This is a genomic window from Rheinheimera baltica DSM 14885 (genome assembly GCF_000425345.1).
Classification (GTDB): domain Bacteria; phylum Pseudomonadota; class Gammaproteobacteria; order Enterobacterales; family Alteromonadaceae; genus Alishewanella; species Alishewanella baltica.
In genome coordinates this window covers 1-26,510 of record NZ_AUDG01000053.1, presented here as the reverse complement: position 1 = coordinate 26,510, position 26,510 = coordinate 1, and the positions used below count along the sequence as shown (strand labels likewise).

General features: G+C 44.3%; 23 protein-coding genes. 15 read left to right on the top strand and 8 right to left on the bottom strand.

Annotation, left to right across the window (positions count from 1 at the left end; genetic code table 11):
* Window positions 1-1,457 (bottom strand): retention module-containing protein (locus H595_RS0115560; RefSeq protein ID WP_027672045.1); only part of this gene is annotated, 1,457 nt, incomplete at its 3' end.
* 186 nt (window positions 1,458-1,643) lie between these two features.
* Here H595_RS0115560 and H595_RS0115555 point away from each other — a divergent pair.
* From H595_RS0115555 to H595_RS0115535, 5 genes are read left to right on the top strand one after another with little or no spacing between them, the layout of a single operon-like run.
* On the top strand, window positions 1,644-3,512 hold the full coding sequence (locus H595_RS0115555; protein WP_240474919.1) for a TolC family outer membrane protein: 1,869 nt from the start codon (window positions 1,644-1,646) through the stop codon (window positions 3,510-3,512).
* Between the two features lie 27 nt (window positions 3,513-3,539).
* Window positions 3,540-5,675: a type I secretion system permease/ATPase gene (locus H595_RS0115550; protein WP_027672043.1), complete on the top strand. Its 2,136-nt coding sequence runs from the start codon at window positions 3,540-3,542 to the stop codon at window positions 5,673-5,675.
* Window positions 5,675-6,991, top strand: a complete 1,317-nt coding sequence (locus tag H595_RS0115545; RefSeq protein ID WP_027672042.1) for an HlyD family type I secretion periplasmic adaptor subunit — start codon at window positions 5,675-5,677, stop codon at window positions 6,989-6,991. Before H595_RS0115550 ends, H595_RS0115545 begins: the two co-directional genes overlap by 1 nt.
* A gap of 7 nt (window positions 6,992-6,998) precedes the next feature.
* Complete coding sequence (locus H595_RS22555) at window positions 6,999-7,586, top strand: response regulator transcription factor (RefSeq protein WP_169338561.1); 588 nt, start codon at window positions 6,999-7,001, stop codon at window positions 7,584-7,586.
* Window positions 7,587-7,599: 13 nt separating this feature from the next.
* Window positions 7,600-7,962, top strand: coding sequence for a hypothetical protein (locus H595_RS0115535; protein ID WP_027672041.1), 363 nt, complete (start codon window positions 7,600-7,602; stop codon window positions 7,960-7,962).
* Window positions 7,963-7,983: 21 nt separating this feature from the next.
* On the opposite strand, the gene H595_RS0115530 is transcribed toward H595_RS0115535, so the two are convergent.
* From H595_RS0115530 to fabB, 3 genes are all read right to left on the bottom strand, one after another.
* Window positions 7,984-9,882, bottom strand: coding sequence for a bifunctional diguanylate cyclase/phosphodiesterase (locus H595_RS0115530; RefSeq protein ID WP_027672040.1), 1,899 nt, complete (start codon window positions 9,880-9,882; stop codon window positions 7,984-7,986).
* Between the two features lie 31 nt (window positions 9,883-9,913).
* Window positions 9,914-10,609, bottom strand: a complete 696-nt coding sequence (locus H595_RS0115525) for a transglutaminase-like cysteine peptidase (RefSeq protein ID WP_027672039.1) — start codon at window positions 10,607-10,609, stop codon at window positions 9,914-9,916.
* A 161-nt stretch (window positions 10,610-10,770) separates the two neighbouring features.
* The gene (gene fabB, locus H595_RS0115515) at window positions 10,771-11,985 is read right to left on the bottom strand and encodes a beta-ketoacyl-ACP synthase I (RefSeq protein ID WP_027672038.1); all 1,215 of its coding nucleotides are present in this window, start codon (window positions 11,983-11,985) and stop codon (window positions 10,771-10,773) included.
* Between the two features lie 175 nt (window positions 11,986-12,160).
* Between fabB and mnmC the strand changes: the two genes are divergently transcribed.
* The 4 genes from mnmC to H595_RS0115495 all read left to right on the top strand — a co-directional run bounded on the left by mnmC (window position 12,161) and on the right by H595_RS0115495 (window position 15,481).
* Window positions 12,161-14,008, top strand: coding sequence for a bifunctional tRNA (5-methylaminomethyl-2-thiouridine)(34)-methyltransferase MnmC2/FAD-dependent 5-carboxymethylaminomethyl-2-thiouridine(34) oxidoreductase MnmC1 (gene mnmC / locus H595_RS0115510; RefSeq protein WP_027672037.1), 1,848 nt, complete (start codon window positions 12,161-12,163; stop codon window positions 14,006-14,008).
* 22 nt (window positions 14,009-14,030) lie between these two features.
* Complete coding sequence (locus H595_RS0115505; protein ID WP_027672036.1) at window positions 14,031-14,672, top strand: Hpt domain-containing response regulator; 642 nt, start codon at window positions 14,031-14,033, stop codon at window positions 14,670-14,672.
* Entirely contained in the window at window positions 14,659-15,084 is a 426-nt protein-coding gene (locus H595_RS0115500) for a response regulator (RefSeq protein WP_027672035.1), read from the top strand. Before H595_RS0115505 ends, H595_RS0115500 begins: the two co-directional genes overlap by 14 nt.
* A 64-nt stretch (window positions 15,085-15,148) precedes the next feature.
* Complete coding sequence (locus tag H595_RS0115495; protein WP_027672034.1) at window positions 15,149-15,481, top strand: hypothetical protein; 333 nt, start codon at window positions 15,149-15,151, stop codon at window positions 15,479-15,481.
* 13 nt (window positions 15,482-15,494) lie between these two features.
* On the opposite strand, the gene H595_RS0115490 is transcribed toward H595_RS0115495, so the two are convergent.
* Window positions 15,495-16,358: a flagellar protein MotY gene (locus H595_RS0115490; RefSeq protein ID WP_240474918.1), complete on the bottom strand. Its 864-nt coding sequence runs from the start codon at window positions 16,356-16,358 to the stop codon at window positions 15,495-15,497.
* 137 nt (window positions 16,359-16,495) lie between these two features.
* On the opposite strand from H595_RS0115490, the gene rnt reads away from it, so the two are divergent.
* Window positions 16,496-17,170, top strand: coding sequence for a ribonuclease T (gene rnt, locus H595_RS0115485; RefSeq protein WP_027672032.1), 675 nt, complete (start codon window positions 16,496-16,498; stop codon window positions 17,168-17,170).
* A 62-nt stretch (window positions 17,171-17,232) separates the two neighbouring features.
* On the opposite strand, the gene H595_RS0115480 is transcribed toward rnt, so the two are convergent.
* Entirely contained in the window at window positions 17,233-17,574 is a 342-nt protein-coding gene (locus H595_RS0115480) for a Grx4 family monothiol glutaredoxin (RefSeq protein WP_027672031.1), read from the bottom strand.
* A 238-nt stretch (window positions 17,575-17,812) separates the two neighbouring features.
* Here H595_RS0115480 and sodB point away from each other — a divergent pair, with 238 nt between their 5' ends.
* The 4 genes from sodB to H595_RS0115460 all read left to right on the top strand — a co-directional run bounded on the left by sodB (window position 17,813) and on the right by H595_RS0115460 (window position 23,391).
* Complete coding sequence (gene sodB, locus H595_RS0115475) at window positions 17,813-18,397, top strand: superoxide dismutase [Fe] (RefSeq protein WP_027672030.1); 585 nt, start codon at window positions 17,813-17,815, stop codon at window positions 18,395-18,397.
* A gap of 227 nt (window positions 18,398-18,624) precedes the next feature.
* On the top strand, window positions 18,625-20,547 hold the full coding sequence (locus tag H595_RS0115470; protein WP_027672029.1) for a PrkA family serine protein kinase: 1,923 nt from the start codon (window positions 18,625-18,627) through the stop codon (window positions 20,545-20,547).
* Between the two features lie 21 nt (window positions 20,548-20,568).
* A complete protein-coding gene (locus H595_RS0115465; RefSeq protein WP_027672028.1) occupies window positions 20,569-21,837 on the top strand; it encodes a YeaH/YhbH family protein in 1,269 nt (422 codons plus the stop codon).
* A gap of 27 nt (window positions 21,838-21,864) precedes the next feature.
* Window positions 21,865-23,391, top strand: a complete 1,527-nt coding sequence (locus H595_RS0115460; protein WP_027672027.1) for a SpoVR family protein — start codon at window positions 21,865-21,867, stop codon at window positions 23,389-23,391.
* On the opposite strand, the gene H595_RS0115455 is transcribed toward H595_RS0115460, so the two are convergent.
* Window positions 23,392-24,354 carry a sensor domain-containing diguanylate cyclase gene (locus tag H595_RS0115455; RefSeq protein WP_027672026.1) on the bottom strand — a complete coding sequence of 321 codons (963 nt, stop codon included), beginning with the start codon at window positions 24,352-24,354 and terminating at the stop codon, window positions 23,392-23,394.
* A 2-nt stretch (window positions 24,355-24,356) separates the two neighbouring features.
* Complete coding sequence (locus H595_RS0115450) at window positions 24,357-25,373, bottom strand: response regulator (RefSeq protein WP_027672025.1); 1,017 nt, start codon at window positions 25,371-25,373, stop codon at window positions 24,357-24,359.
* Between the two features lie 128 nt (window positions 25,374-25,501).
* Between H595_RS0115450 and tpx the strand changes: the two genes are divergently transcribed.
* The gene (gene tpx, locus H595_RS0115445; protein ID WP_051219938.1) at window positions 25,502-26,122 is read left to right on the top strand and encodes a thiol peroxidase; all 621 of its coding nucleotides are present in this window, start codon (window positions 25,502-25,504) and stop codon (window positions 26,120-26,122) included.
* Window positions 26,123-26,510: the final 388 nt, after the last annotated feature.

The window sequence follows — 26,510 nt, the reverse complement described above, 5'->3', positions numbered from 1 at the left end:
TCATCGGCGGTGATGTTATCAATATTAACCGTGCCCGCTTCGGCTTCAGTATCTAAGGTATGCGTTGAGGTGCCAGTGCTATCTACTGTATTGCCCGACGAATCAGTAGAAGTCACCACTACGTCGAAACTGGTGTCGGCGGCTAAATCGCTACCGGCCACATCCACTGACCAGGTGCCATCGGCTTGTACCGTCGTAGTATAAGTAGTGCCGTTGATCACCATGGTGACCACATCGCCCGGCGCAATGTCGCCGCCAACTGCTGAACCGGTAACTACCACCGTGCCTGCCGCTTCGCTGGCATTTAAGATGTCATCGGCGGTGATGTTATCAATGTTAACCGTGCCCGCTTCGGCTTCAGTATCTAAAGTATGCGTTGAGGTGCCGGTGCTATCTACTGTATTGCCTGACGCATCAGTAGAAGTCACTACCACGTCGAAACTGGTGTCGGCCGCTAAGTCGCTACCGGCCACATCCACTGACCAGGTGCCATCGGCTTGTACCGTCGTAGTATAAGTAGTGCCGTTGATCACCATCGTAACCACATCACCCGGGGCAATATCGCCGCCGACTGCAGAGCCAGTAACAGTAATTGTCGAACCCGCTTCAATCGCATTTAAGATGTTATCGGCGGTAATGTTATCAATTAATACAGTACCAGCGTCAGCGGTCACATCTACGCCGTGCGTTGACGTGACAGAGCTCGTCACACTGTTACCTATCAGATTTGTGGAGGTAACCACTACATCAAAACTCGGGCCAGCCGCTAAATCACTACCGGCCACATCAACTGACCAGGTACCATCTGCTTGAACGATGGTAGTGTAAGTAACACCATTGATCACTATGGTAACTAAATCGCCAGGAGCAATATCACCACCTGTTGCGGTGCCGCTTACCGTGACTGTGCCAGCTGCCTCGCTAGCGTTAATAATATTATCTTCAGTAATGCTGTTAACCAGGATGTCTACCGGCTCATTTACTGGCTGTACTGCTCCGAACAGATCAGCATCTGCAGCTGGGCCTTCAGCAGCGGAAAACGAGCCTGGTAATAGTAAGCTTGGATCATTAGATTCAGCGATCCGCGTTAATCGAACAAAGCTATTACCACTATTTTCGCCTGTTCCGGCACCACCTGCGGCGGTGGCCTCTAATTCAGCAAGTAAGTCACCTTCTGCATCCAGTACAGCAAGAATATCATCTGCAGAAGTTACATTTACCGCGGAATCTGTAGCCGAAACATCAGCTTGCAGCCAACTATCGGAAATAACTATTTGTTGATTACTCGCGATGGAAACGGTTTCATTTAAATATGCCAACACCACTGCGCTGTCATCTGCGGTAATAATAATGTCGCCAGGCAGCAACGCATCACCTTGCTTCAGCACTCTTATTTCACCATTCACAGATTGAACTTTTACTGTACCTTCAACAACTTGAGCGATAATTTCTGACATAAATATAATCCATCCGTTTAGCATCTATGAACGTACTTTAAAGCATTGTCAGAGCTGATACTATTGGACCTGGGTACAGGTTTTAAAATGTTAACTTTATTAGCTAGCGTTGGTAGTCAACAGCATATGCTTTAATGTACAATTTATGTGCATTAGTATTTTGTAAAATATAAGGATTTAATTAAGGTGAAAGCAATATCTACCGCAAAGGGATTTAAACAACTTATTCTATTCACATTAATAGTCATGTCGCCAGCGAGCTATTCTGCAGCTTCGGTGCAAGAAGCTACAAAGGTGGCTATAGAAAAAAATCCAGACGTACTTGCAAAGTGGTACGAGTTTTTAGCTTCTGGTGAAGATGTAAATGCAGCACGCGCAGGTTACAAGCCATCAATAAATGGCACTGTTGGTTACCAATACCAAAAACAAGACTATGGCTTAATCAGAGAATATGATGGAGCCTATGCTAGTTTATCGTTAACTCAGATGCTTTATGACGGAAGTCGCACTCGTTCAGAGGTAAATAGATTCTCTAATTTCCAATTAGTTGCCTATTTTAATCTGCTGGAAACTGCAGAAAATGTCGCACTTGAAGCATTTAGAGCTTATCAGGACGTGCTGGTACAGCGTAAGTTGGTGGCACTAGCCCAAGACAACTTAAATAAACATTTTGAAGTATATCGCCAGATAGAAAGCAGTGCCAAAGCAGGTGTTGCCAAGTTAGCGGATTTAGAACAAATAAGTGGCCGTGTGTCCTTAGCGCAAAGTAATCTGATCACCGAAACGTCAAATTTGCATGATGTCACCACCCGCTATCTAAGAGTTGTCGGCGAACTTCCAGCAACTGTGATGAATGATGTCGTAATACCTGATGCAATACCAAAATCCGTTACCGAGACTTTGCAACAAGCTTACAAGGGCAGCCCGTCGTATCATGCAGCACTGAGAAATATAAAAGCAGCAGAATATGCAGCTGAGGCGGAGAAATCTAATTTCAAACCCACTGTGAATTTGGTAGGCAGTTATGGCTTTCAAAATTATTCTGACATTGGAGTCAATACAGACCAGAGTGAAGCTCGTGTTGGTATTGAATTAAAATACAATTTTTATAATGGCGGCAGAAATTCAGCGACGCTGAAACGCGCTTATTCTGAAATCAATCTTGCAGAAGAATTAAGAGACAAAGCCTGTTTAGATATTCGCCAAACGATCCAAATATCTTATAACGACAGCAATAAACTTTTAGAACAACTGCCGTTGTTAAATCAACACAGAATGTCCTCTGACAAAGTGAGAACCGCCTATAAACAGCAGTTTGATATTGGCCAACGTTCTTTACTGGATGTATTAGATTCAGAGAATGAGTATTTTCAAGCGAGTAGAGCATATTTGTCAGCTAATTTTAGTTTTACTGTGGCCAATGCCAGAACATTAGCCGGAATGGGTACTTTACTAAATACCCTGGGTTTAACGTCTAATACCTGGCCATCGTTAGCAGAGCTGGGTGCAGACAAATTGAAGGTAGACCCAGCAACAGCCTGTCCTGCAATTGACGTATACAGTAGCTTGAAACTTACTAATGATGCGGATAATGACTCAGTACCAGATGAGGCTGATTATTGTCCTAACACGCCGGAAACGGATAAAGTGGATGCTAAAGGCTGCTCTGTATTTACAGAGAAAATGGTTAACTTCACTTTAAAAGTGAACTTTGCATATAACTCTAGCGAAGTTAGCCCGGCAAACCTGCCTAATATTGAGAATTTCGCCGCATTCTTACAAAGATACCCAAATACAAATACTGAAATTCAGGGGCATACCTCAGCTGAAGGAGCCGCTTGGTATAACAATACACTGTCTCAACAACGTGCAAATGCAATTAAAGACATCTTGGTATCAACATTTAGTATTGATGCTGAGCGCATTACCGCTAAAGGCTATGGCTCAACTAAGCTGTTATCAACGGCCAATACTGATGAGGCACACAACTTAAACCGTCGAATTGAGGCCGTTGTGCGTGCGAAAGATGAGGCCATAGTACCTAGACAAAAATAATGATAGCTAGATGCAGGGATACGCTCATTGATACTAAATAACTCAAATACCGGTGGGCCGCTTTTTGAGGCCTTACTTTATATTTGTGAGTTTCATCATCACGCTGTAAGTCCGGCCGCTTTAATAAGCGGCCTGCCGCTACAAAATAATCAGCTTAGCCCTGCGGTGTTCAGCCGGGCGGCTGACAGAGCAAAGCTAGCGTCCAAAATACTACAACGCCCACTGACAGAGCTTAACTCAGCTCTGTTTCCAGCAATTTTACTGCTAAAAGACAACAAAGCCTGTTTAATTCATAATATTGATTACAAAACAAAACAAGCAGTTATTAGCTATCCCGAGCTAGCACAAAGTGTATCCACCATAACGCTCGATGACATTGATACGATGTATGCTGGCACTGTACTTTATGTTCGGCCGAAAACAGATGCGGAAGAGAAAACCAATCATTTTAAGCTAGCCGCTCACTTACATTGGTTCTGGGGTGTCATAAAACAAAACACCTCATTGTATCGGGACGTTTTACTTGCCGCCGTCCTGGTTAACCTGTTTGCCTTGTCAATGCCAATGTTTGTTATGAATGTCTATGACAGGGTGGTACCTAATTTAGCAACGCATACATTATGGATATTGGCGTCAGGCATTACCTTAGTGTTGGTGGCTGACTTAGTATTGAAATTACTGCGCCATCACTTTGTCGATTTAGCCGCAAGTAAAACTGATGTCATGCTTTCATCGGCCATAATGGATAAAGTATTGTCGATGCAGCTAAAATACCGGCCGACATCTACGGGTTCTTTTGCTTCTATCGTACAATCGTTTGAATCGGTGAGAAGCTTTATTGGCTCTTTAACTATCGTTGCTCTAGCCGATTTACCTTTTGTTTTGTTGTATTGTATTGTTATCGCGCTTATAAGTTTACCTTTACTCGCCCCCATCGTCGTAGGTGCGATGATTTCACTGTTATTTGCCTACTTTGCGCAGAAAAAATTAAAGTTTTTATCTGACGAATCAGCAAAGTCTGTTGCCGAGCGTAACGCCACATTAATTGAAGCTATTGGCTCTTTAGAAGCCGCAAAATCCAGTAATGTAAAATCAGACATACAACACAATTGGGAGCAATTGTCATTAAGCTGTGCACATAACAGCGCCAAAATGCGCTCTGTGTCGGCATCCGTTAGCAATGTCACTGGGTTTATTCAACAGTTAGCCGGCGTAGCGGTAATTGTTACCGGCGTATACTTGCTCATAGATGGTAACCTGACGCAAGGCAGCTTAATTGCTGTGTTTTTATTGTCGTCGCGTGCGTTGGCACCGGTTAGCCAAGCAGCTGGATTATTGGCGCAGTTTCACTATGCGTCATCTGCATTTGATAACCTGAATGTGCTTATGGAATACCCCTCTGAGCAAGACGCGGCTCGTAAAACCATTGATAAGCCTGTATTGCAAGGCAAGATAGAATTTAAGCGCGTGAGTTTCACCTATCCGGACAGCGATCTGCCCTCTTTACAAAATGTCAGCTTTAGCATTGAGCCGGGGGAACACGTTGCCATTTTAGGCCGTAATGGCTCTGGCAAATCAACCTTGGAAAAACTAATCTTAGGCCTGTATCAGCCCAATGAAGGCCAAGTGCTTTTAGACGGCATTGACATTAACCAACTAGATTTACATCAGGTAAGAAATAATGTTGGCTATGTGCCGCAAGACATCACACTTTTTCGCGGTTCATTGCGCTATAACATTGAACTTGCCGCACCGGCAAAGAGTGCTGAGCACTTTCTCAACATTTGCAACATCTCTGGGTTAAATCACTTAATCAGTCAACATCCCGCTGGGTTTGAAATGCAAGTTGGCGAGAAAGGACAAAATTTATCCGGTGGACAAAAGCAAATCGTGGCTATTGCCCGCGCGTTATTCAATGACCCGCCTATATTACTGCTGGACGAGCCTACAGCTGCACTGGATCACAGTAGTGAAGATGCATTCCGACGCCAATTAGGAGGCTATGCTAAAGGCAAGACATTGTTACTTATTACGCACAGAAGCCCACTGCTAACACTGGCGAACCGAATTATTGTTATTGATAATGGCAAAATCATTGCGGATGGCCCGAAAGACACCGTGATGGAAGCGTTGCGTCAAGGCAGAATTATGGGGACGACTTAATGAAAAACGCTTCGCAGAAATACTCAAAAGATTGGGTGAGCGAGGCAGAATGGGCTCGCATTGCTCAATCACCGTTATCTGCCAGACGTTTACTATATGCTATCGCACTGTGCGTTGTCGTACTGATAGTGTGGGCAGGCTTTGCACCATTAGATGAAATAGCCAGAGGCGATGGTAAAGTTATTACTTCGCAACAATTACAAACCATACAATCTCTTGATGGTGGCCTGGTAACCGACATTGTTGTACGTGAAGGCCAAATTGTTGAAGCCGGTCAGGTGTTATTGAAAGTAGACTCTACTCGCTCTGCATCCAATCTAGCGGAAAATCAGACGCAGTATTACGCCCTTACCGCTGAAGTTGCACGGTTAATTGCACTAACCAATGAAACCAGCCCACAATTTCCTGACGAACTCGTAACTAAAGCGCCAGAGCGCTTGCAACATGAAATACAATTGTATCGAAATAGCCTTGCCGAACTTAACGAACAACTGGCCGTACACGCTGAACAACAGCAACAACGGCAACAGGAGCTAATAGAAGCGAAAGCAGCGTTGTTGCAATACAATCAAACCTTTGCGCTTACCAACCAAGAGTTAACTGTCACCAAGCCATTAAGAGCTTCGGGAGCGGTATCTGATATTGACATCTTAAGGCTGGAGCGAGAAGTTGCGCGGGCAAAAGGCGAAGCTAGCCGTGCCGAAGCGAATGTTGCCAGAGCTGAATCTGCCTTGCAAGAAGCCCGAAATAAACTTAAAGAAATCAAGTTAACGGTACTAAACCGCTGGCGAAACCAATTGTCTGAGTCACGGGCTAAGCTTGCCGGGTTATCTGAAGTTCAAGCTGGGCTAGTTGACATGGTACAGCAAGCCGAAGTTAAATCACCTATTCGTGGCACTATCCAACGCTTGCATATCAACACCGTTGGCGGTGTATTAACGCCAGGAAGAGACATACTCGATATTGTACCACTGGATGACAAACTGCTGATTGAGGCCAGAATATCACCCAGAGACATTGCTTTTATTCAAATCGGGCAACCCGCAATGATCAGAATTAGCGCCTACGATTTCGCCATTTTTGGTGGCTTACAAGCAAGCGTAAGCCATATTAGTGCCGACACAGTTACTGATGAACAAGATAACACCTACTATGTGGTAAGGTTAAGCACCGCCAGCCAAAAGCTTGACGACAAGTTAAACATTCTACCGGGTATGACGGTTCAGGTTGATATTGTCACCGGCAAACGTACGGTATTGTCTTACTTGCTTAAACCCTTACTCAGAGCTAAAAGCAACGCGATGACAGAGAGATAATATGCAGATGGCGAATGTAGCAATTTATACTGCGCCGGGTTATACAGCATCTAGCTGGACTTCAGCTTTTGGGCAGCCACATGTAATAACCTATCCAGACGCGAATACCCATAATCTGCATTCTTGTGACGTCGTGCTAATTCATAGCGCCCGCCAGGATTGGCAGAGCCTGATAACTCAGCTAAACAGTACAAAACATGTCATTGTTATTAGTCAGCAATTATCTTTAGCTGAACTTCAGCTTGCGCTTACTTTGGGTGCCAAAGGCTATTTGGATGCAGGCAGTAGCAGTGAACACTTTGTTCAGTCGGTAAGTTCGGTTAGAAATGGTGCCCTTTGGCTACCGGCTTCGTTACTCAACCAACTAAACCAGTTTTTTTCACAGATCATTCCGCAAAAAAATGACTGGGCGTCGTTTGAAAGTCGCCTGTCTAAAAGAGAATATGAAGTTGCCAGCCTTGCACGAAAAGGACTCAGCAATAAAGATATTGCGACAAGTTTGAATATTACTGAAAGAACGGTTAAACAGCATCTCACCGCTACGTTTGCTAAACTAGGCATTAAAGACCGCTTGCAATTGATATTGCTTCTTTAAAGGGTTTACCAGCATGTACGTTAAGCGCGCAAGTGACAACCAAATTATTGCCTTAAGCACTGTGCAAACGGATGAGTACAATGAGTATTTGTCAAACAATGACCCCGACTTACTGTCTTTTATGCAAAAAAATATTCCTGCCTACGAATTGGCTAACACAGAGCTAAGCCATAATAAAAAATTACAACATTCTGACGCAGAGCTAGCCCGCGTTCTTGAAGACCTGATAGAACTGCTTACAGCAAATGGCACGATAACTTTTACAGACCTGCCGATGGCTGCACAAATAAAGCTACTCAATCGAAAAACACTACGTCACAATATGAAAACGCTGGATCTGCTTAATGAAGAAGAAGATGACAGCTTAATGCCCTAAGTGTAGTTTTAAATGTACCGGTTACGAAATGCCCGGACCGGTAAGACCGTCAAATCCCAGCGCCAGCAGTCCATCGATATCCTCAGGGGATGTTACTCCCTCAGCAATTACTTTTAAACTTAGGGTGTGCGCCAGCTTAATTAACCCGGCCAAAAGCTGTGCTGTATCAGTCGACTTATAACGCAAAACGATTGCCGCATCTATTTTTAAATAATCAATACCGAGCTGCTCAATATCTTTAATCTCATTAATGGCGAAACCACATTTTTGCAACCCCACGTCAACTGATAACGCTTTTAAAGCCGAAACAAAGCTAATAAATAGAATCTGATGCTTAACAACCAGCGCCTCATCAAACTCCATTGATAAGCGTTTGCAGACGGCCTGAGGAACTGACTGTAATAACTTTAGTAGTTCATAGTGTGCTGGCGCATTGGTAAAGGTAAGATCAGAGATATTTACAGCCAACTTCAATTCACTGTCGTCTTTCAGTTGCGACACAGCCCGTTTTACCATGGCGATATCCAGATGACTGATAAACTGATAACGACGTGCCCAACCCAGGATCTGCCCTGCTGACACCCATTCTGCATTAATTTGCATTCTGAGCATTGCTTCATGATGCATTATTGTGCCATTGCGAAGCTGAACGGGATATAGCTGCGACATGATGTCATTTGAATGAATAGCCTGCTTCAAGGCTTTTAACCAGTCTGTGGCGTCTCCCAGGGCGTCATAACCCTGCGCCTGATATAAAATTTTACTTTGTAACAGCGGTTTAGACTCGACATCAACTAGCATCGCATCTAACTGTGATAATGTTTGTTGCCGACTCGATACTGCATCCAGCGATATACCAACAACCAGAATGGGCGCGGTTGGATCTGCCGGCTCTAGTAAACAGGCCGTGTTTAGCAAAGTTATCAGTTGCTGACACAGTTCAGCCGTCGACTCTAATTGGTCAAACACAACAAAAAAATCGCTGCCGTTTAGTCGGCTCACTAAGCGCACGCCTTGATGTTGACGCACAGCATCTACCACTCGCTTTAACCAGACGTCAGTGTCTGAGCGCCCTAGCCTCAGGTTAATCGCCTGCAGATCAATAACACGCAGCATAAAAACACAACAGGGTTCACTGCGCTCTTTATTGTTAAAGTAACCTTCTAACCAACTTGCGCAATATTCACGGTTAAACGCGCCGGTCACATTGTCGAGCTCATACTGCCGTTGTAAGCGATCGAGTTGTTTTTGCTCTTGCTCAAGCATGTAACGGACTCGGCCAGTTAATCGATTCATCGCTGCTACCAGACGCTTCAATTCAAAAGTAGCAGGCTCATCAGTGGTAATGAACTGTCGGTTACCTAATGCTTCTGCATGGGTGACAACCTGATTAAGTGGCTTGCGTACCCGGTTCAATAATATACTTCCGGCCAACCCGCAAAACATAGCAAGGATCACAAATCCGGTCGCTAAATCCTTCGTTATTTGCCACAAGGCGACCACACTGTAATCGGATTGACTTTCCAACTCGATAGTGCCAAAACGCTGCCAACTATCTTGGATCTGTGCTATGCCGGGTTTAATATCAAAATTAAGCAGTGCCACAAACCAGTTCGGAGCATCAACTTTCTGCGGCGTTAACGCAAACTCAACAAGAACATTTCCGCCAATGTCTTTTAATGCAATTCGACGATAATATCCGGTATCAAATTGGGCTGATAACATCAGCTCCATGGTAGTAAGATCTTTATCCATCTGCGAAAGTGTCAATGCCATCCCTGTAGCGTTATCAATGTTTTTTACTTGTAACTGCTCTGCCAAATAGTTTTTTGTCTGATAAGCGCTAATAAAAAAACTACTACCAAATGCTAAAAGCACAATAACGATAATCGCTATCCACAGCTGCTTGATGAGAGACATTACTTACCCCTTAACCCAATATCGCTGGGCATTACAATAAAATACCTTGTAGCTCCAATCGCTGTACAAGGTCACGCCACTTAGATAAACGCGCCGAAGCACTTTGTTTTGATTTTTGATTTCCGCTTCCCGCCCACAACCCGGTTGAATTGAAACTAAACACAGGGGTGAGATCAGTTCTCGCTGACGCGGGTAGAATAGTTTGAATTAAACTATCCAAAATGAGTGGTTCACTCGCACCATCAGGATAATACGCAAGCACCATATGCGCCTGACTAACACTACTGTTTTCGCCCCCTATCCTTGCTCTAACATATACCAGGCGCAATTGTATGTCGGGGATACCTAAAGCACGCAAACTTACATAAGTAAATATGGCCCAGTCTTCGCAGTCACCTCTCTTTGATACAAGCATTTCCGCTGGGCTAGCCCAATAATCTTCAACATTAAATTGATTTATATCAGTGATATAACTAAAAGACTGATGTAAAAATGTGTTTACTACTTCAAGTTGATGCGTTGTCGTTAACGACGAGGTATCACGTAGCATTGCTTGCCAAGACGAGGACATGGATAAAGCGGTAGTGGAATGTTTTTCGACATAACGATCGAACAGACTAAAATCTATTGGAAGGGCTTTTTCGAGTGCAAAGAGTTGTTGAAATACAACCAGTAATGCGATACCGAAAAAAGGCAATGCAAATTTTTTAACCGCCCTTGATGACATTTAGCATAAGCTCAGTACGCGTAGTTCTGGTTCAAGATAGTTGAAAACACCCTGTATCTCAACGAATTTATTCTTATAACGACTACCCTTAGCAAAAATCATTCTAAATATGGCCATCAAGAAGGATAGTAAGGGACTTCCCTTACTATCCTTCTAAACACTTAGCCGCGGTATTTCTGCATGACTAAGGTGGCATTAGTACCACCAAAACCGAAACTGTTAGACATCACGGTATTTAGCTCAGCAGATTTGGCTTGCGTCACAATATTTAACCCTGCAGCCGCTTCATCAAGTTCACCAATGTTAATTGATGGCGCAATAAAGCTGTGTTTCATCATCAGCAGTGAGTAAATGGCTTCATGCACACCCGCTGCACCCAAGGCATGACCTGTCATCGCCTTGGTGGCGCTGATAGCAGGTGACTTGCCAGCAAATACTTGCTGAATAGCACCTAACTCTTTAACGTCGCCAACCGGTGTGCTGGTACCATGAGTATTAACGTAATCCACTTCAGCAGTAACTCCGTGCATGGCCATTTGCATACAGCGCACAGCGCCCTCACCACTGGGTGCAACCATATCGAAACCGTCTGAAGTAGCACCGTAGCCAACCACTTCAGCATAAATCGTCGCGCCCCGAGCTAGAGCATGCTCTAACTCTTCTACCACGACCATGCCACCCCCACCACTGATAACAAAACCGTCGCGGTTTGCATCATAAGTACGTGAAGCAAGCTCAGGCGTGTCGTTGTATTTGGTTGACAATGCGCCCATAGCGTCAAATTCCATCGCCAGGGTCCAGTGAACTTCTTCACCGCCGCCGGCAAATACCACATCTTGCTTACCCAACTGGATCAATTCAACGGCATGACCGATACAGTGCGCGCTGGTAGCACACGCCGAGCTGATAGAATAATTCACACCTTTAATTTTGAATGGCGTAGCCAAACAGGCTGAACAGGTACTAGACATGGTTTTTGGCACCGCATAAGGGCCAACGCGCTTAACGCCTTTTTCGCGCAAAATATCTGCCGCTTCTACTTGCACTTTAGACGATGCACCACCTGAACCCGCAACCAGGCCGATACGTGGGTTTGAGATCTGCTCATCAGTAAAACCAGCATCTACCATGGCCTCTTGCATAGCAATATAAGCATAAGCGGCAGCATCACCCATAAAGCGCATCGCTTTACGATCAATATGTTCAGACGGCTCTAACTTGATATTGCCCCAGACCTGAGAACGAAGGCCCAGCTCTGCAAACTCTTCTGCACGCGTAATACCAGAACGACCTGCTTTTAACGATGCCAGAACTTCATCTTTGTTATTACCAATACTGGATACAATACCAATACCTGTGATTACCGCTCTTTTCATGCTTACTCCCAAGGGGCCGGTCAATTACCGGCAACTTTATAATGATACTGCGTGCTATTGTACGGACTTTGATTTAAAAAGTGGTCAGCTTTCAGCGCACACCTGTACTCTGTTTTCAATTCTGCGATAGCTTAGGGTAAACTACAAGCCGATTTTACTACTGAATTTGCCGTTTATGTCTGAGCTTAGCAATGCAAAAATACACTTTAATGACCAAGGAACGCCAGTAGCGTCTGACTTTGATGACGTTTATTTTTCGAATGATGGCGGTATAGCCGAAACAGATTATGTATTTTTGCAACAAAACGGTTTGCCGCAACGTTGGCCACAGCATCCTACTGCAGCATTTCATATTATTGAAACTGGCTTTGGCACCGGCGCCAACTTTCTTTTAACCTGGCTACGCTTTCGCCAGCACCGTCTTACACACCCGCATGCACAATGTCAGCGTCTCTATTTTAGTAGTTTTGAAAAGTATCCCCTAAGCCACGCAGATTTAACGCGAGCTCTGGCCGTGCATGACACCTTTTCTGATTTGTGTCAGTTATTACTCGACGCCTATCCACTGTGTATTGCAGGCTGCCATCGCCTTAGTTTAGACAATGGCAGTGTCATACTGGATTTATGGTTTGGCGATGTTAATAGTCAGCTACCTCAGCTCACTTCTGAAGTTGATGCCGTTTATCTCGACGGATTTGCGCCCAGTAAAAACCCGGACATGTGGCAAGATACTTTGTTTTCGAATTTGGCAAGGCTCAGCAAAAATACGACTACCGTGTCAACCTTTACATCAGCCGGGATAGTGAAACGGGGTTTGCAAGTAGCCGGTTTTACGGTCACTAAAATCAAAGGATTTGGCCGAAAAAGGGAAATGCTAACAGCAACAATTATCGCAGACACAAATCTTGAGTACTCGTCCCCTAAAGACGTCACTATCGTTGGTGGCGGCATTGCCTCTCTTTGTACGGCGTTGGCGTTAACACAGCGTGGCGTTAACGTGCACTTAATTTGCGAGGATAGCGAGGTCGCACATCAGGCATCTCAAAACCGCCAAGGTGCAGTTTATCCGAATTTGCACGCTAATCTTACCGATGATAGTCAGATCCATGTTCAGGCGTTTCTGTTTGCACGCCGGTTTTATCAATATTGGCACAACGCCGGGGTAAATTTTGCAATGGACTGGTGCGGTATGCTGCATTTGGCAACCAATTCACAACTTAAACTGCGCCAGGAGAAGTTAATTGCTAATGCACTTTGGCCTGCTGAGATAGTGAGAGCGGTAGACGCCAGTGCTGCTTCAGAAATTGCGGGTCTGCCACTACAACAAGCGGGTATCTATTTTCCACTTGCAGGTTGGCTAAATCCTCAGCAATTTTGCCAACAAGCGTTAACGTATTTAGCTTTGCAGCCCACGTTTACCTTTAGTGCACAGTGCCATATAGATAAATTGGAATATGATGGCGAAGCATGGCAGTTATGTACAACTAACGGCAACTTTACCGCGTCCGCTGTTGTGCTGGCATGTGGTAGTAAAATGGCTGATTTTGAACAAACCGCCATGCTACCTGTAAACAAGATACGAGGCCAAGTAAGCCACATAAAGCAACCAGCAATGACACCACTAAAAACGGTACTTTGCCATAAAGGGTATATTACGCCGCAATGGCAGGGAGAGCATTCTATTGGTGCCACCTTTGATCGCTCAGCGACAGATGCTTTTGTCAGCGAACAAGATGACCAAATAAATATGCAGCTGATAAATGACCAGTTGCAACAACCGGACTGGTTTTTAAACCCAGAGGTAAAAAGCGCAGCCGCAGCATTCAGAGCCACTGTTCCTGATCACTTACCACTGGCTGGCGCTTTACAAGCAAATCAGTTATATGTTTTAGGTGCAATGGGTGCACGCGGTATTCTGTTATCACCGTTATTGGCAGAACTCGTTGCTTGCCAAATATGTAAAGACCCTTTACCGTTAGCGCAAGAGCTTGTGAACAGAATTAGGGCTGACAGGTTTCGCTAGCTCAAATTTAGTGGGAGTTTAAATGTCGTCTAGAAAGCACATTCTTATCGCTGAAGATGATGACTTTATGCGCAGTTTATTATCATCACAGTTCGCAGGCCTTGGCTTGACAGTTCATAGTGTTGAGAACGGCGAGCAAGCGATTACCGAAGCATTAAGTTATCAATATGACATCGTGCTTACCGATATTCAAATGCCGCTCTGTGACGGCACTACTGTGATGCGTATACTGAGACAGCTAGGCTACGATAGACCTATTATTGCTATGTCAGCCGATGAAATACCGACTGAGGGCTTTGATTTAATATTATCCAAGCCATTTGATGCAGCCATGCTAGCGGAAGTGATACAACGAACGGCGCCGCAAAAATCGGTTCCATTATTAATAGATGACGAACTCACCAATTTATTTTATCAAAATCTCTCACAACTTCGCCAAACATTCGAAGATGCACTAAAGCACAGTGAGCGCGAGGTAATGCGCCAGGTTTGCCATAAAATAAAGGGGGGCGCCGCCAGTTTTGGAGAAACAACACTGGCAGAGTTGGCTGGCTCACTTCAAATGCAGTTGTTGTCTGATGTTGCATTAGATGAATTACTGAACAACTGTAATCGCTTTCTTGATGCGCTAAGCCAGACAGGGAAACACGATGTTAGAACCTAAAATTTTGTTAGTGGATGACGTTGACTACTCAAGGCAACTGCTACGAAATAACATTATCGCTTTAGCAAACGAGAAATTACTGCACCATAACACCTTTATTTTTTTTAACGCTAACTGTGCCAGTTCTGCTCAAGCGCTGTTTGATTTGCATCAACCCGATATTGTATTCCTTGATATTGACTTACCTGATGGTTCCGGCATTGACGTGTTAAAAAAGTTTAAAATTTCCCACCCACAATGCTTTATTGCCATGGTAAGCGGAGAAAGTACTTTGGTAAACGTTAAGCAGTGCATTGAGGCTGGTGCAGCAACGTTTATTGCTAAACCCTTTACCGGTGACAAAATACAGGCTGCGCTGAGATTATTTGAAAAGCGTTTAAAGCAAAATGTTAACTCTCTCAATACGCATTGAACTGAGCACAACACATTAAACTTTGGTAAGGTAACAACAATATAACTTAAGTTGAGGAAAAAACATGCGTTTGGTCATTTTACTCAGTATGGCATTGGCTCTTAGCAGTGTGAGTCAACGTGCTGATGCAGAGAGCTTTTATCAGATCCCGGTTCCTGCAGACGCCCGAGAGTTTGCCAGATTAGACAAAAAGTTACCTGCTGTACTGAGTTTTTATACTCACCAAACGGAAAGTGAGTTACGCGATTTTTACCTTCAGCAACTGGGTGACCCTACTGATGAGCAAATGCAATATGGCCGCATTCAGTTATATTTTGTCGTTAATGGTAAACAGGCGCGCGTTATTATCTCTAGCCGCGAAGAATGGCGCCAGGTTGATATTATGATACAAAACTAGCACGGTTAACGACCTAGGGTTTAGTTAACTGCAATACCACCCTGCGGTTCTTTTTACGCTCCAGCGCCGTATCATTCGGCGCAATGTGTCGCCGTTCACCAAACCCTTCAACCTGCACCCTATCAGCGCTTAACCCAGCATCGACAAAAAAGCTTTTTACTTTCTCTGCCCGTTTTACTGACAATTGCTCGTTCATCCAACGCCCACCGTAGCTATCGGTGTACCCTTGAATTTCAACAACATCAATCTCATTATCGTACTTCAGGTATTCAGCAATTTGCGCCAACCTACGCTGAGACTCCCGGGTTAGCTGGTCACCACCACTCTCGTAGCTCAACACCGTAAACGCAATGTCATCAAATCCGTAAGGCAGTAACTTTGCAATGCATTGATTAAATAAATGGTACGGCTGAGGAAACTGCACTGGATTTATCGCAGCCACCACGTTGTCAAAAGGGCTGTACCAGTCTTTAAAATAAAACGTTGGGCTAAAACCATGTTCAAGTTCTGACAATAACGTCCATGCCACTTTTTTCGGTAGTTCCCCATTGAACTGCTTTAACAATTGCATACTGGCAACCGCTTTAGCTGGCTCCCCCGGACGCCAACTTGGGGGAAGCGACATGACCTCAGCCAAACCATAATTATCGGGTAAACGCAGCATTTGCAATTCAAAATCTAAATTAAGTCCTTTATTGGCGACACTGCGAAACACAGCCTGACCAAAGCGGGGAATTTCATGTTGCAACTGACATGCCACCGGCGAACTTTGACTAAGCTGCCACGTTGACTGTTCTATTGCGGCAGAATATTGACGCAACTGCGGCTGAGCCATAACCGACGCGCTTAACAATAGGGTGCTAATAGCAAATAACATTCGCATTTCCCAGTTTCTCACTATAGTTGGTACACAAAACATAAATCACAATAATTACTAAGCAAACACTATGCCGCAACAAGACGGTAGCACTATTTTTTGGCATAATAGTCGCTGATTTATAAAATGGCGATGTTATGACACAACCCAGCACCCAACTTGCTCAGCGTTTTCGAGGGTATTACCCAGTAGTTATCGACGTGGAAACAGCTGGCTTTAATGCCAAAACCGATGCGCTATTGGAAATAGCAGCTACCTTGCTGGATATGGACGATAACGGCAATTTAGTGCCGCTACAAACATTGCACTTTCACGTCGAACCTTTTGAAGGCGCTAATCTGGATGCCAGCTCATTGGCGTTTAACGGTATAGATCCATTTAACCCGTTGCGAGGAGCGGTGCCAGAACGCGAAGCCATCACCGAAATTTGTAAAGCGGTGCGAAAAGCGCAAAAAGATGCAGGTTGCCAACGTAGTGTCATCGTGGCACATAACGCGGCCTTTGATCAGGGCTTTTTTAATGCCGCAATAGAACGGTTAAATTTTAAGCGCTCTCCGTTTCATGCCTTTGTTTCATTTGATACGACCAGTCTTTCAGCCTTGGCACTTGGACAAACCGTGTTAGCCAAAGCGTGTCAAACTGCGGGTATAGAGTTCAATAATAAAGAGGCCCATAGTGCCCTGTATGATACCGAACGCACAGCCGAACTATTCTGTCATATCGTCAATAACTGGAAAAAACTGGGTGGTTGGCCCTTAGCAGCTATGTCACACGACGACGCTGATGATTCTGCAGAGGCTGTATCTGCGTAAGCGATACACCTGTCGTTCAAAAGAAAAGGCGGTGATAACCGCCTTTTCTATTTAATCCGCATTTACTCTGCCGGTGTATCGGTTTTATGTTTCGCCGCAGCATCTTTAATTAAAGGCTGCAGTTCAGTGCGTTGGAACATTTCCAATATGATATCGCAACCGCCGATTAGCTCACCTTCTACCCACAATTGCGGAAACGTTGGCCAGTTGGCGTACTTGGGTAACTCTGCACGAATATCAGGGTTTTGCAAAATATCGACATAAGCAAATTGCTCACCACATGCGATCAACGCTTGTGATGCCTGTGCAGAAAAGCCACAACTTGGAAACTTCGGCGAGCCTTTCATAAATAACAAAATAGGATTGTCAGCAATTTGCTGTTTAATTTTATCTAGCGTTTCCATTAACACCTCACAACATAAGCATTTTCAGATTGGCAGACATTTTACGCTTTTCTGCAGTCATAGGCACTTGAGATTTACAAAAAAAACCCCACCTCTAATGCAGTGACGTTTAATGCTGATCAGCATAAACATCAAAACATGATCAGCCAAATCCACTACTGTAAAACTTGAGTATTTTAGTCAGGTTTTGTAGTCTACGCCATGCAGACAACATAAACAACGCCAACGGAGAACAACAATGGCCTTTGAATTACCAGCATTACCTTACGCAAAAGACGCATTAGCACCACACATTTCTGCCGAGACGCTGGAATACCACTACGGCAAACATCACAACACCTATGTCGTGAAGTTAAACGGTTTAGTTGAAGGCACTCCTTTCGCAGGCAAATCGCTGGAAGAAGTCGTTCGCACCTCTGAAGGTGGCATGTTCAATAACGCCGCGCAGGTATGGAACCATACTTTTTACTGGCACTGCTTATCACCAAATGGTGGCGGCGAGCCAACAGGCAAATTAGCTGACGCTATCAATGCAAAATGGGGTTCTTTCGCTGCGTTTAAGACAGCCTTCAATGACAAAGCAGTGAACAACTTCGGTTCAAGCTGGACTTGGTTAGTAAAAACTGCTGACGGCAGCCTGGATATCGTCAATACCAGCAACGCAGCAACACCGTTAACCGATACCAGCCTTACACCTGTTATGACAGTCGATTTGTGGGAACATGCTTACTATATTGATTACCGCAATGCCCGTCCTACCTATTTAGACGCCTTCTGGGCATTAGTTAATTGGTCTTTCGCGAACGAAAACTTCGCTAAGTAACCGACGCTAACGATTAGAAACCCGGCATTTGCCGGGTTTTTTGTTAATGGTTCTTTACACCTTAATTCGCCACATCTGCAGATCTGTTTACCTTTATATCCGTATAGTAAAACAAAGTTGTCGCTATTTCTGTCAATTAGTTAGGCGGGAACTGGCTTTACTGTCTAACCTTAATATATCAGCTTAGCCGCAACCCTTTCCCGATGTTTATAAAGCTGGAGGTGCATATGAGTATTTTCGAGCACTACAAATCACGCTATGAAGCAGCGAAAGAAGAAGAGTATACCATTCAGGAGTTTTTAGCCCTCTCCAAACAAGACAAGAGCTGCTACGCCAGTGCTGCAGAACGTTTGCTGCTTGCCATTGGCCAACCTGAACTGATTGATACCGCGCAAGACCCTAAACTTAGCAGGTTGTTTTCCAATCGTGTTATCAGCCGCTACCCTGCGTTTGCTGACTTTTACGGTATGGAAGACGCCATAGAACAAATCGTTTCCTACCTAAAACATTCTGCGCAAGGGTTGGAAGAACGCAAACAAATTTTGTATTTACTAGGCCCTGTTGGCGGTGGTAAGTCTTCCTTGGCAGAAAAGCTCAAGCATTTAATGCAGCAAATTCCCATTTATTACTTAAAAGGTTCACCGGTGTTTGATCATCCGCTATGCCTGTTTGATGTAAATGAAGACGGTAATATTTTGCAGCAGGAATATGGCATCCCCAAACGGTACCTGAGAAATATTATGTCGCCATGGGCGAGTAAACGGCTACACGAATACAACGGCGATATCAGCCAGTTTAAAGTCGTTAAAAAATATCCATCCATTCTTGACCAACTGGCTATTGCTAAAACAGAACCGGGTGATGATAACAATCAGGATATTGCGTCCTTGGTTGGGAAAGTAGATATTCGCAAGCTCGAACATTTTGCGCAAAATGACCCTGATGCATATAGCTACTCGGGCGCACTTTGCCGCGCCAACCAGGGCCTGATGGAGTTTGTAGAAATGTTTAAAGCGCCAATTAAGGTGCTACACCCGCTACTCACCGCTACTCAAGAAGGTAATTATAACGGTACCGAAGGCTTGGCAGCACTGCCGTTTGACGGCATTATTTTAGCGCATAGCAATGAGTCGGAGTGGCAAACGTTTCGCAATAATAAAAACAATGAAGCTTTTCTCGACCGGGTATACATTGTTAAAGTGCCCTATTGCCTGCGGGTAAGTGAAGAAATGCGTATTTATCAAAAACTATTGGAGCATAGTGAGCTAAATACCGCGCCTTGCGCTCCAGGAACTCTAATATCACTGGCACAGTTTGCTGTACTATCTCGCTTAAAAAACCCTGATAACTCCAGCCTATACTCCAAAATGCGGGTATATGATGGCGAAAGCCTGAAAGATACCGATCCCAAAGCAAAATCTTATCAGGAGTACCGCGATTATGCCGGTGTAGATGAAGGTATGACCGGCTTGTCTACACGTTTTGCCTTCAAAATTTTATCACGGGTATTTAACTTTGATAGTACAGAAGTCGCCGCAAACCCGGTGCATCTTTTCTATGTATTAGAACAACAAATTGAACGTGAACAGTTTCAGGCCGATGTGTCTGAGCGCTACCTGGAGTTTTTAAAAGGTTACTTAATTCCTAAATACATCGAGTTTATCGGCAAAGAGATCCAAACGGCCTATTTAGAGTCTTACTCAGAGTATGGGCAAAATATATTCGATCGCTATGTGATCTATGCCGATTTTTGGATCCAGGATCAGGAATACCGGGACCCGGAAACCGGACAATTGTTTGACCGTTCAGCACTAAATGCTGAACTGGAAAAAATTGAGAAACCCGCAGGTATAAGTAATCCGAAAGATTTCCGCAACGAGATTGTCAATTTTGTACTGCGGGCTAAGGCCAAAAATAATGGAAAAAACCCTAGCTGGACCAGCTATGAAAAGTTGCGTACTGTCATAGAGAAGAAAATGTTCTCCAGTACCGAAGAGCTACTGCCCGTCATTTCATTTAATGCCAAAACCTCAACCGACGATCAGAAGAAGCATGACGACTTCGTCAATAGGATGATGGAAAAAGGCTATACCCGTAAGCAGGTAAGGTTGCTGTCAGAGTGGTATCTGCGTGTTCGTAAATCACAATAACGCAGTTTAGCCGGAGGTAGTATGGCGCACTTTATTGACAGACGGTTAAACGGTAAGAATAAAAGCGCGGTCAATCGCCAGCGCTTTATTCGCCGTTATAAGCAGCAAATAAAAAAAGCGGTGTCTGATGCGATTAGTCAGCGCAGCGTAACAGATATCAGTAGCGGTGAAAGCGTTACTATACCCAGCAAAGATATCAGTGAACCTTTTTTTCATCAAGGCAAAGGGGGGCGCCGGCAAATCGTTCACCCTGGGAATGATCAATTTAGCGAAGGTGACAGGATAAAGCGGCCACAAGGTGGCGGTGGCTCAGGGGGTGGTCAGGGTGACGCAAGCTCGGATGGCGAAGGCTCAGACGACTTCGTGTTTTCAATTTCTAAAGACGAATATCTGGATTTACTGTTTGAAGATCTTGAGTTACCCAACCTGAAAAAAAACCAGCTAGATAAACTGATACTGTATAAAAACGTCCGTGCTGGTTACCGCTCTGAAGGCGTGCCCAGCAATATTGACATTGTACGGTCGTTGCGTGGCTCGCTGGCAAGGCGTGTAGCAATGACGGCGGACAAGAAAGCCAAATTACGCGATTTAGAGCAGAAACTCGCCGATATGGACAATGAACCGGTGCCGGATCAACAGCTTATGCGATTACTGCAAGAGGAAATCAGCACGTTAAAACAACGGATTGCAGGGGTCCCCTTCATTGACAGTTTTGATTTACGTTTTCGAAACTTTCAAAAACGACCAGAGCCGACGAGTAAAGCCGTGATGTTTTGTTTGATGGACGTGTCAGGTTCAATGGATCAAGCCACAAAAGATATGGCCAAGCGGTTTTACATTCTACTGTATTTGTTTCTCAGTCGCAGTTATAAGAATGTCGAAGTGGTTTACATCCGCCACCATACTCAGGCGAAAGAAGTTGATGAACATGAGTTTTTTTACTCTCAGGAAACTGGCGGCACTATTGTTTCAAGTGCGATAAAACTTATGTACGACATTGTGCAGGAACGCTACAACCCGGTTGAGTGGAATATTTACGCGGCGCAGGCATCCGACGGTGACAATTGGACTGACGACAGCGCCCCCTGCGCCGAGTTACTAGCCAATAAGCTTTTACCGCTGCTTAGGTATTATGCGTACATTGAAATCACGCCAAGAGCGCATCAAAGTTTATGGCAGGAGTATGAAAAACTACTACCCGGTTTCGACAACTTTGCCATAGAGCACATCAAAGAAATAAGCAACATTTATCCGGTATTTCGCGAGTTATTCAAGAAGCAGGCGGCGTAAAGCGTCCTGAATCGAGAGAGGTTTAACATGGCCAAAGCTAAAACTAAAGCGACAGCGTGTTTATCTGATGGTCCAGACTGGACCTTCGATCTACTTGACGCCTACCATCAAGAAATTTTACGTGTTGCGGCCTACTATCGGCTCGATACCTACCCCAATCAAATAGAAGTCATTACCGCTGAACAAATGATGGATGCCTATTCAAGTGTCGGCATGCCGCTGGGTTACCATCATTGGTCGTATGGTAAAAAGTTTATCCAAACCGAGCAAAATTACAGACGCGGCTATATGGGTTTGGCCTATGAAATCGTTATAAACTCAAATCCCTGTATTGCTTATTTAATGGAAGAAAACACCATTACCATGCAGGCACTAGTAATGGCGCACGCCTGTTATGGCCACAATTCTTTCTTTAAAAATAACTACTTATTTAAGACATGGACGGATGCAGGCTCTATTATTGATTATCTGGTGTTTGCCAAAAACTATATTAATGACTGTGAAGAAAAATACGGCATAAGCGATGTTGAAGATACGCTGGATTCGTGCCATGCATTAATGAATTACGGCGTCGACCGCTACAAAAGGCCACAAAAAATATCACTGGATGAAGAGCAAAAACGCCAGCATGAACGCGAGCATTACTTACAATCGCAGGTTAATGATTTGTGGCGAACCATTCCGGTAAAAGCAACAGACACTACTCAGCATGTAACGCGTTTCCCATCTGAACCGCAAGAAAACCTGTTATATTTTATCGAGAAAAATGCCCCCCTGCTAAAACCCTGGCAAAGAGAAATTGTGCGGATTGTGCGTAAAATTTCACAGTATTTTTACCCACAAAAACAAACACAGGTAATGAACGAGGGGTGGGCAACATTCTGGCACTATACTATTTTGCAGCATTTGTACGATGAGGGAAAAGTTAGTGACCGCTTTATGCTTGAGGTACTACACAGCCACACCAACGTGGTTGCACAACCAGAGTACAACAGCAAATATTACTCGGGTATTAACCCCTATGCTCTGGGATTCGCCATGTTCACAGATCTTCGACGCATCTGCGAACATCCTACAGCAGAAGACAAAGAATGGTTTCCTGACGTGGCAGGCAGCAACTGGCTTGAAACACTCCACTTCGCGATGCAAAATTTTAAAGATGAAAGCTTCATTAGCCAGTACTTATCACCAAAAGTCATCCGCGACTTTCATCTTTTTGCGATAGTCGACGACGACGAAGCGGGCAGTCTGGAGGTAGCTGCAATCCATAATGCTGAGGGCTATCAACGCATTCGACAGATGTTGTCCCAACAATACAACTTAAGCCAGATTGAACCGAATATTCAAATTCATAATGTCGACATAAGTGGCGATCGTTCGCTGACGCTAAGATACATCCCACAAAACCGGATCCCGTTAGCAAACAGTCAGGAACAGGTGTTGAAGCACCTGCACCGGCTGTGGGGGTTTACTGTTTATTTGGAGCAACAAAATGAAGATGGTTCGGCAGACCTGTTATATAGCTGTCCCGCAGCAGACGAAAAACCAACCTAATTATTCAGGTTGGTAACTCGTTACCTGATTTCGTCCATTCGCTTTTGACATATACAGACCTTTATCAGATGCCTCTATCCACTGCCTGTGTTCTGACATATCAGCATTAAACTCGGCCAAGCCAAGGCTAAGGGTTACTTTAAGCGCTTTATCATTATAGTTAATGGTTAAGGATTCTACCGACTGTCTTAACCGTTCGGCTAAAATTGCTGCCTGTTCAATGGGCGTATCAACCAATAAGATAGCATATTCTTCGCCGCCATAACGCCCGGCGATATCGGTAGTACGCAAGTTTTTCCGCACGGCATCGGCAATAGATTGAATAACGACATCGCCTGCAGCATGACCATAAGTATCATTAATACGTTTAAAATGATCTATATCGCACATCAACAAGGTACTTTTATGCGGATAGCGCTTTAGTCGTTTAAACTCGCGCATCAGATTCTCTTCCCAGTGTCCACGGTTAAAGAGTTGAGTTAAGAAATCCGTTTTAGTTAACTGCTTCAGCCTGCCATTCATAGACTCAAGCTCAATTCGGCTAACAGCAACATCAGTAACATCGTAAATAATAAAACACAGATGTGTTACTTTGCCCCGAGCATCGGAAAGTGGAAATATGGTGCTGTTTTGATACATGTATTCTGCACTGCCGGTGATTGGCCGATAATTACGGAATTTAAAAATGTAAGGCCTTTGCTCCCAAATTGTGAAAGCGCGGTTTTTCAACAAAATAACCGGATCACATTTGCGTCGTAACCAATCTTCGTCAATTTCGGAAAAAAAATCAAATAGGTAACGATCACGAACTTGCCGCGGTGTTAAACCGCTGTGATTTTCCATAAAGCCATTCCAGACCTGAATGCGATAATCACAATTAAGCACAACCAGTCCTACATCTACTGTCTGGAACATATCCATCAGCCAATGTACTTCTGATACATCTACCTGCGCTTGCGACATCCTTATTCCTCCAGCAGAAATGCAACTTTGTAATTCAGCGTTTTCAAACTGTCTTCTGTAAACAACAACAGTAAATCACAACTGATATTATAATTTTCTATGCCGTAACTCAGTTCTATGGCTAACGTTTTTTTCCATCGCCCGGCGTTAGTTTTAATCAGCTCACTTACAGCAGCATGCTGACCAAGCACCACCGGGTGCCCCTGGCTAAAACTCATGTCAATTTGTTCAGCTAAACCTTTGAGCACTGCACCTATTAGAATATTGGCGATATCCATCAGTAACTCAAGTTCAACTTTAACTGTGAGTTCACCCTGATAATTCATCAGCCTGGCAATGTCTTTGAAACTAGAGTCAGTTAATATAAGTAGAGCTTCTCCCGACACACCACCGCCAATAAACCCCTGACACACCGCAGATGTTGACGACTCATGCTCGACTGAAGCAAGCGCCATATGCAACTCGCTCACTTCAATTAAATTGACATTAGGAATAGGCAATTTAACAAATACGTTTAATAACCGGGCAAGCAAATCTCCCGCTTGCCCCATTGCTACGTTGGTAAGTTCCTGCAGTACATCCCGCATTTCTGCACCCAGTTCTACAGGAGGCAGAATAGTTTTAGCGGGAGCAGCTTTAGATTTAGTCGCGTTGATATTTACCGCGTGTTGCTGCATTAACTGTTGCAATTTTGCACTGTCGACAGGTTTTCGAATAAAATCGAGCGCACCGAGACCTTTAACCCGGTCAATGGCTTCTGGTTGCACATCGCCCGAAACAACTACAACGTTAAGGCTAAGCTGACGCTGCTTGAGTTCAGCTAAAACCTGATAGCCATCCATTATCGGCATATTGAGATCAAGGAATAACCAGTCAATATGCTGCTTTAATAACGTGTCCAGGGCTTCAGCACCATGACCTGCAAAAAACAGGTTGGCTTGCCACTCCTGTGGTAGAATTCTGGCCAGTTGCTTGCGTGCCAGATTAGAATCGTCACAAATTAGTACCGCAGTCGTCATCGGCGTCTCACTTCATAAAGACTTAGTATCAGTCTAGACTGAAATTTATAGTTGGGGCGTAAACTGTTAAAATATGTTGTATTCCAGCTAATTACTTTTGCACATTTAAATTCATCAGGAGTTGTTCTATGTCAGCCTTTCCACATGTATTTCGTCGCACCGTGCTGGCAATTACGCTATCAGGTTTTAGTTTTACGCTGTCGGCAGCCAATTTACAAGCCAATTTACCAGAGCGTTTGAGCCAAGTAAAAGTTGGCGACCAGCATGTCGTTCTACTGGGTACACCTATCAAGCAACACAGCATTGCACCCAATTTTAAGGTCGTTGATGCTAATTTCAAAACAGTGCAGCTTGCCGATTTTAAAAATAGTACTGTGCTTATCAGTGTAGTGCCTAGTATAGACACTGGCATTTGCTCACTGCAAACCAAACGTTTTAATAGCGAAGTGGCAAACTTACCACAAGATGTTGTTCTATTGACGATCAGCACCGACTTACCTTTTGCCCAAAAACGTTATTGCCAGCAGGAGAATATTGATAAGCTAACGGTTCTTTCCGATGCAGTATGGCGTGACTTTGGCAGCAATTACGGCTTACTGATCAAAGATATGGGTCTGTTAACGCGTGCGGTATTAATTATCAACAAAAAAGGCAAGCTGGTTTACCAGCAAGTCGTTCCAGAGCTGGCGCAAGAACCTGATTACGATGCGGCACTAAGTGCATTAAACAATATAGTGACAGAAAAGTAAGCCAAAAAAGATTCCTCAATAGCTTGAGAACATCCAATTCAACCTTATTAATGGTTCAGGTGGCCGAATTCGGCATCTAGCGCAGGCTGTGTAAAAACTCATATTTTCCGCTCTTTCAGCGGTTGGCCAGTATGCACTGTTAGTGCCTCGCTGAAGTTATCTGTGTGCGTTTTAGTTTTCATTCAGTGCGGTTCGGAGGCTCATTAAGTCCGATATTGAGCGCTATTGGTGTGGTATCAGGAGCTAAAGCGACTACAGCCGCTAGCCGCAATGCTCTTGCAGTTTAATGGCTAATCCTTCAGTACCCCAGATAGACATCATTCTTTTGAGGTTATAAGCCAGCACATGCAAACTGATTTCCGTGCTGACGTTTTTAAATCTTCGTGTG

Bases quoted from the DNA above. Each gene is read 5' to 3' on its own strand.
- H595_RS0115545 (WP_027672042.1), top strand. From the start codon at position 5,675: ATGAAAAACGCTTCGCAGAAATACTCAAAAGATTGGGTGAGCGAGGCA.
- H595_RS22555 (WP_169338561.1), top strand. From the start codon at position 6,999: ATGGCGAATGTAGCAATTTATACTGCGCCGGGTTATACAGCATCTAGC.
- H595_RS0115535 (WP_027672041.1), top strand. From the start codon at position 7,600: ATGTACGTTAAGCGCGCAAGTGACAACCAAATTATTGCCTTAAGCACT.
- H595_RS0115530 (WP_027672040.1), bottom strand. From the start codon at position 9,882: ATGTCTCTCATCAAGCAGCTGTGGATAGCGATTATCGTTATTGTGCTT.
- H595_RS0115525 (WP_027672039.1), bottom strand. From the start codon at position 10,609: ATGTCATCAAGGGCGGTTAAAAAATTTGCATTGCCTTTTTTCGGTATC.
- fabB (WP_027672038.1), bottom strand. From the start codon at position 11,985: ATGAAAAGAGCGGTAATCACAGGTATTGGTATTGTATCCAGTATTGGT.
- mnmC (WP_027672037.1), top strand. From the start codon at position 12,161: ATGTCTGAGCTTAGCAATGCAAAAATACACTTTAATGACCAAGGAACG.
- H595_RS0115505 (WP_027672036.1), top strand. From the start codon at position 14,031: ATGTCGTCTAGAAAGCACATTCTTATCGCTGAAGATGATGACTTTATG.
- H595_RS0115500 (WP_027672035.1), top strand. From the start codon at position 14,659: ATGTTAGAACCTAAAATTTTGTTAGTGGATGACGTTGACTACTCAAGG.
- H595_RS0115495 (WP_027672034.1), top strand. From the start codon at position 15,149: ATGCGTTTGGTCATTTTACTCAGTATGGCATTGGCTCTTAGCAGTGTG.
- H595_RS0115490 (WP_240474918.1), bottom strand. From the start codon at position 16,358: ATGTTATTTGCTATTAGCACCCTATTGTTAAGCGCGTCGGTTATGGCT.
- rnt (WP_027672032.1), top strand. From the start codon at position 16,496: ATGACACAACCCAGCACCCAACTTGCTCAGCGTTTTCGAGGGTATTAC.
- H595_RS0115480 (WP_027672031.1), bottom strand. From the start codon at position 17,574: ATGGAAACGCTAGATAAAATTAAACAGCAAATTGCTGACAATCCTATT.
- sodB (WP_027672030.1), top strand. From the start codon at position 17,813: ATGGCCTTTGAATTACCAGCATTACCTTACGCAAAAGACGCATTAGCA.
- H595_RS0115470 (WP_027672029.1), top strand. From the start codon at position 18,625: ATGAGTATTTTCGAGCACTACAAATCACGCTATGAAGCAGCGAAAGAA.
- H595_RS0115465 (WP_027672028.1), top strand. From the start codon at position 20,569: ATGGCGCACTTTATTGACAGACGGTTAAACGGTAAGAATAAAAGCGCG.
- H595_RS0115460 (WP_027672027.1), top strand. From the start codon at position 21,865: ATGGCCAAAGCTAAAACTAAAGCGACAGCGTGTTTATCTGATGGTCCA.
- H595_RS0115455 (WP_027672026.1), bottom strand. From the start codon at position 24,354: ATGTCGCAAGCGCAGGTAGATGTATCAGAAGTACATTGGCTGATGGAT.
- H595_RS0115450 (WP_027672025.1), bottom strand. From the start codon at position 25,373: ATGACGACTGCGGTACTAATTTGTGACGATTCTAATCTGGCACGCAAG.
- tpx (WP_051219938.1), top strand. From the start codon at position 25,502: ATGTCAGCCTTTCCACATGTATTTCGTCGCACCGTGCTGGCAATTACG.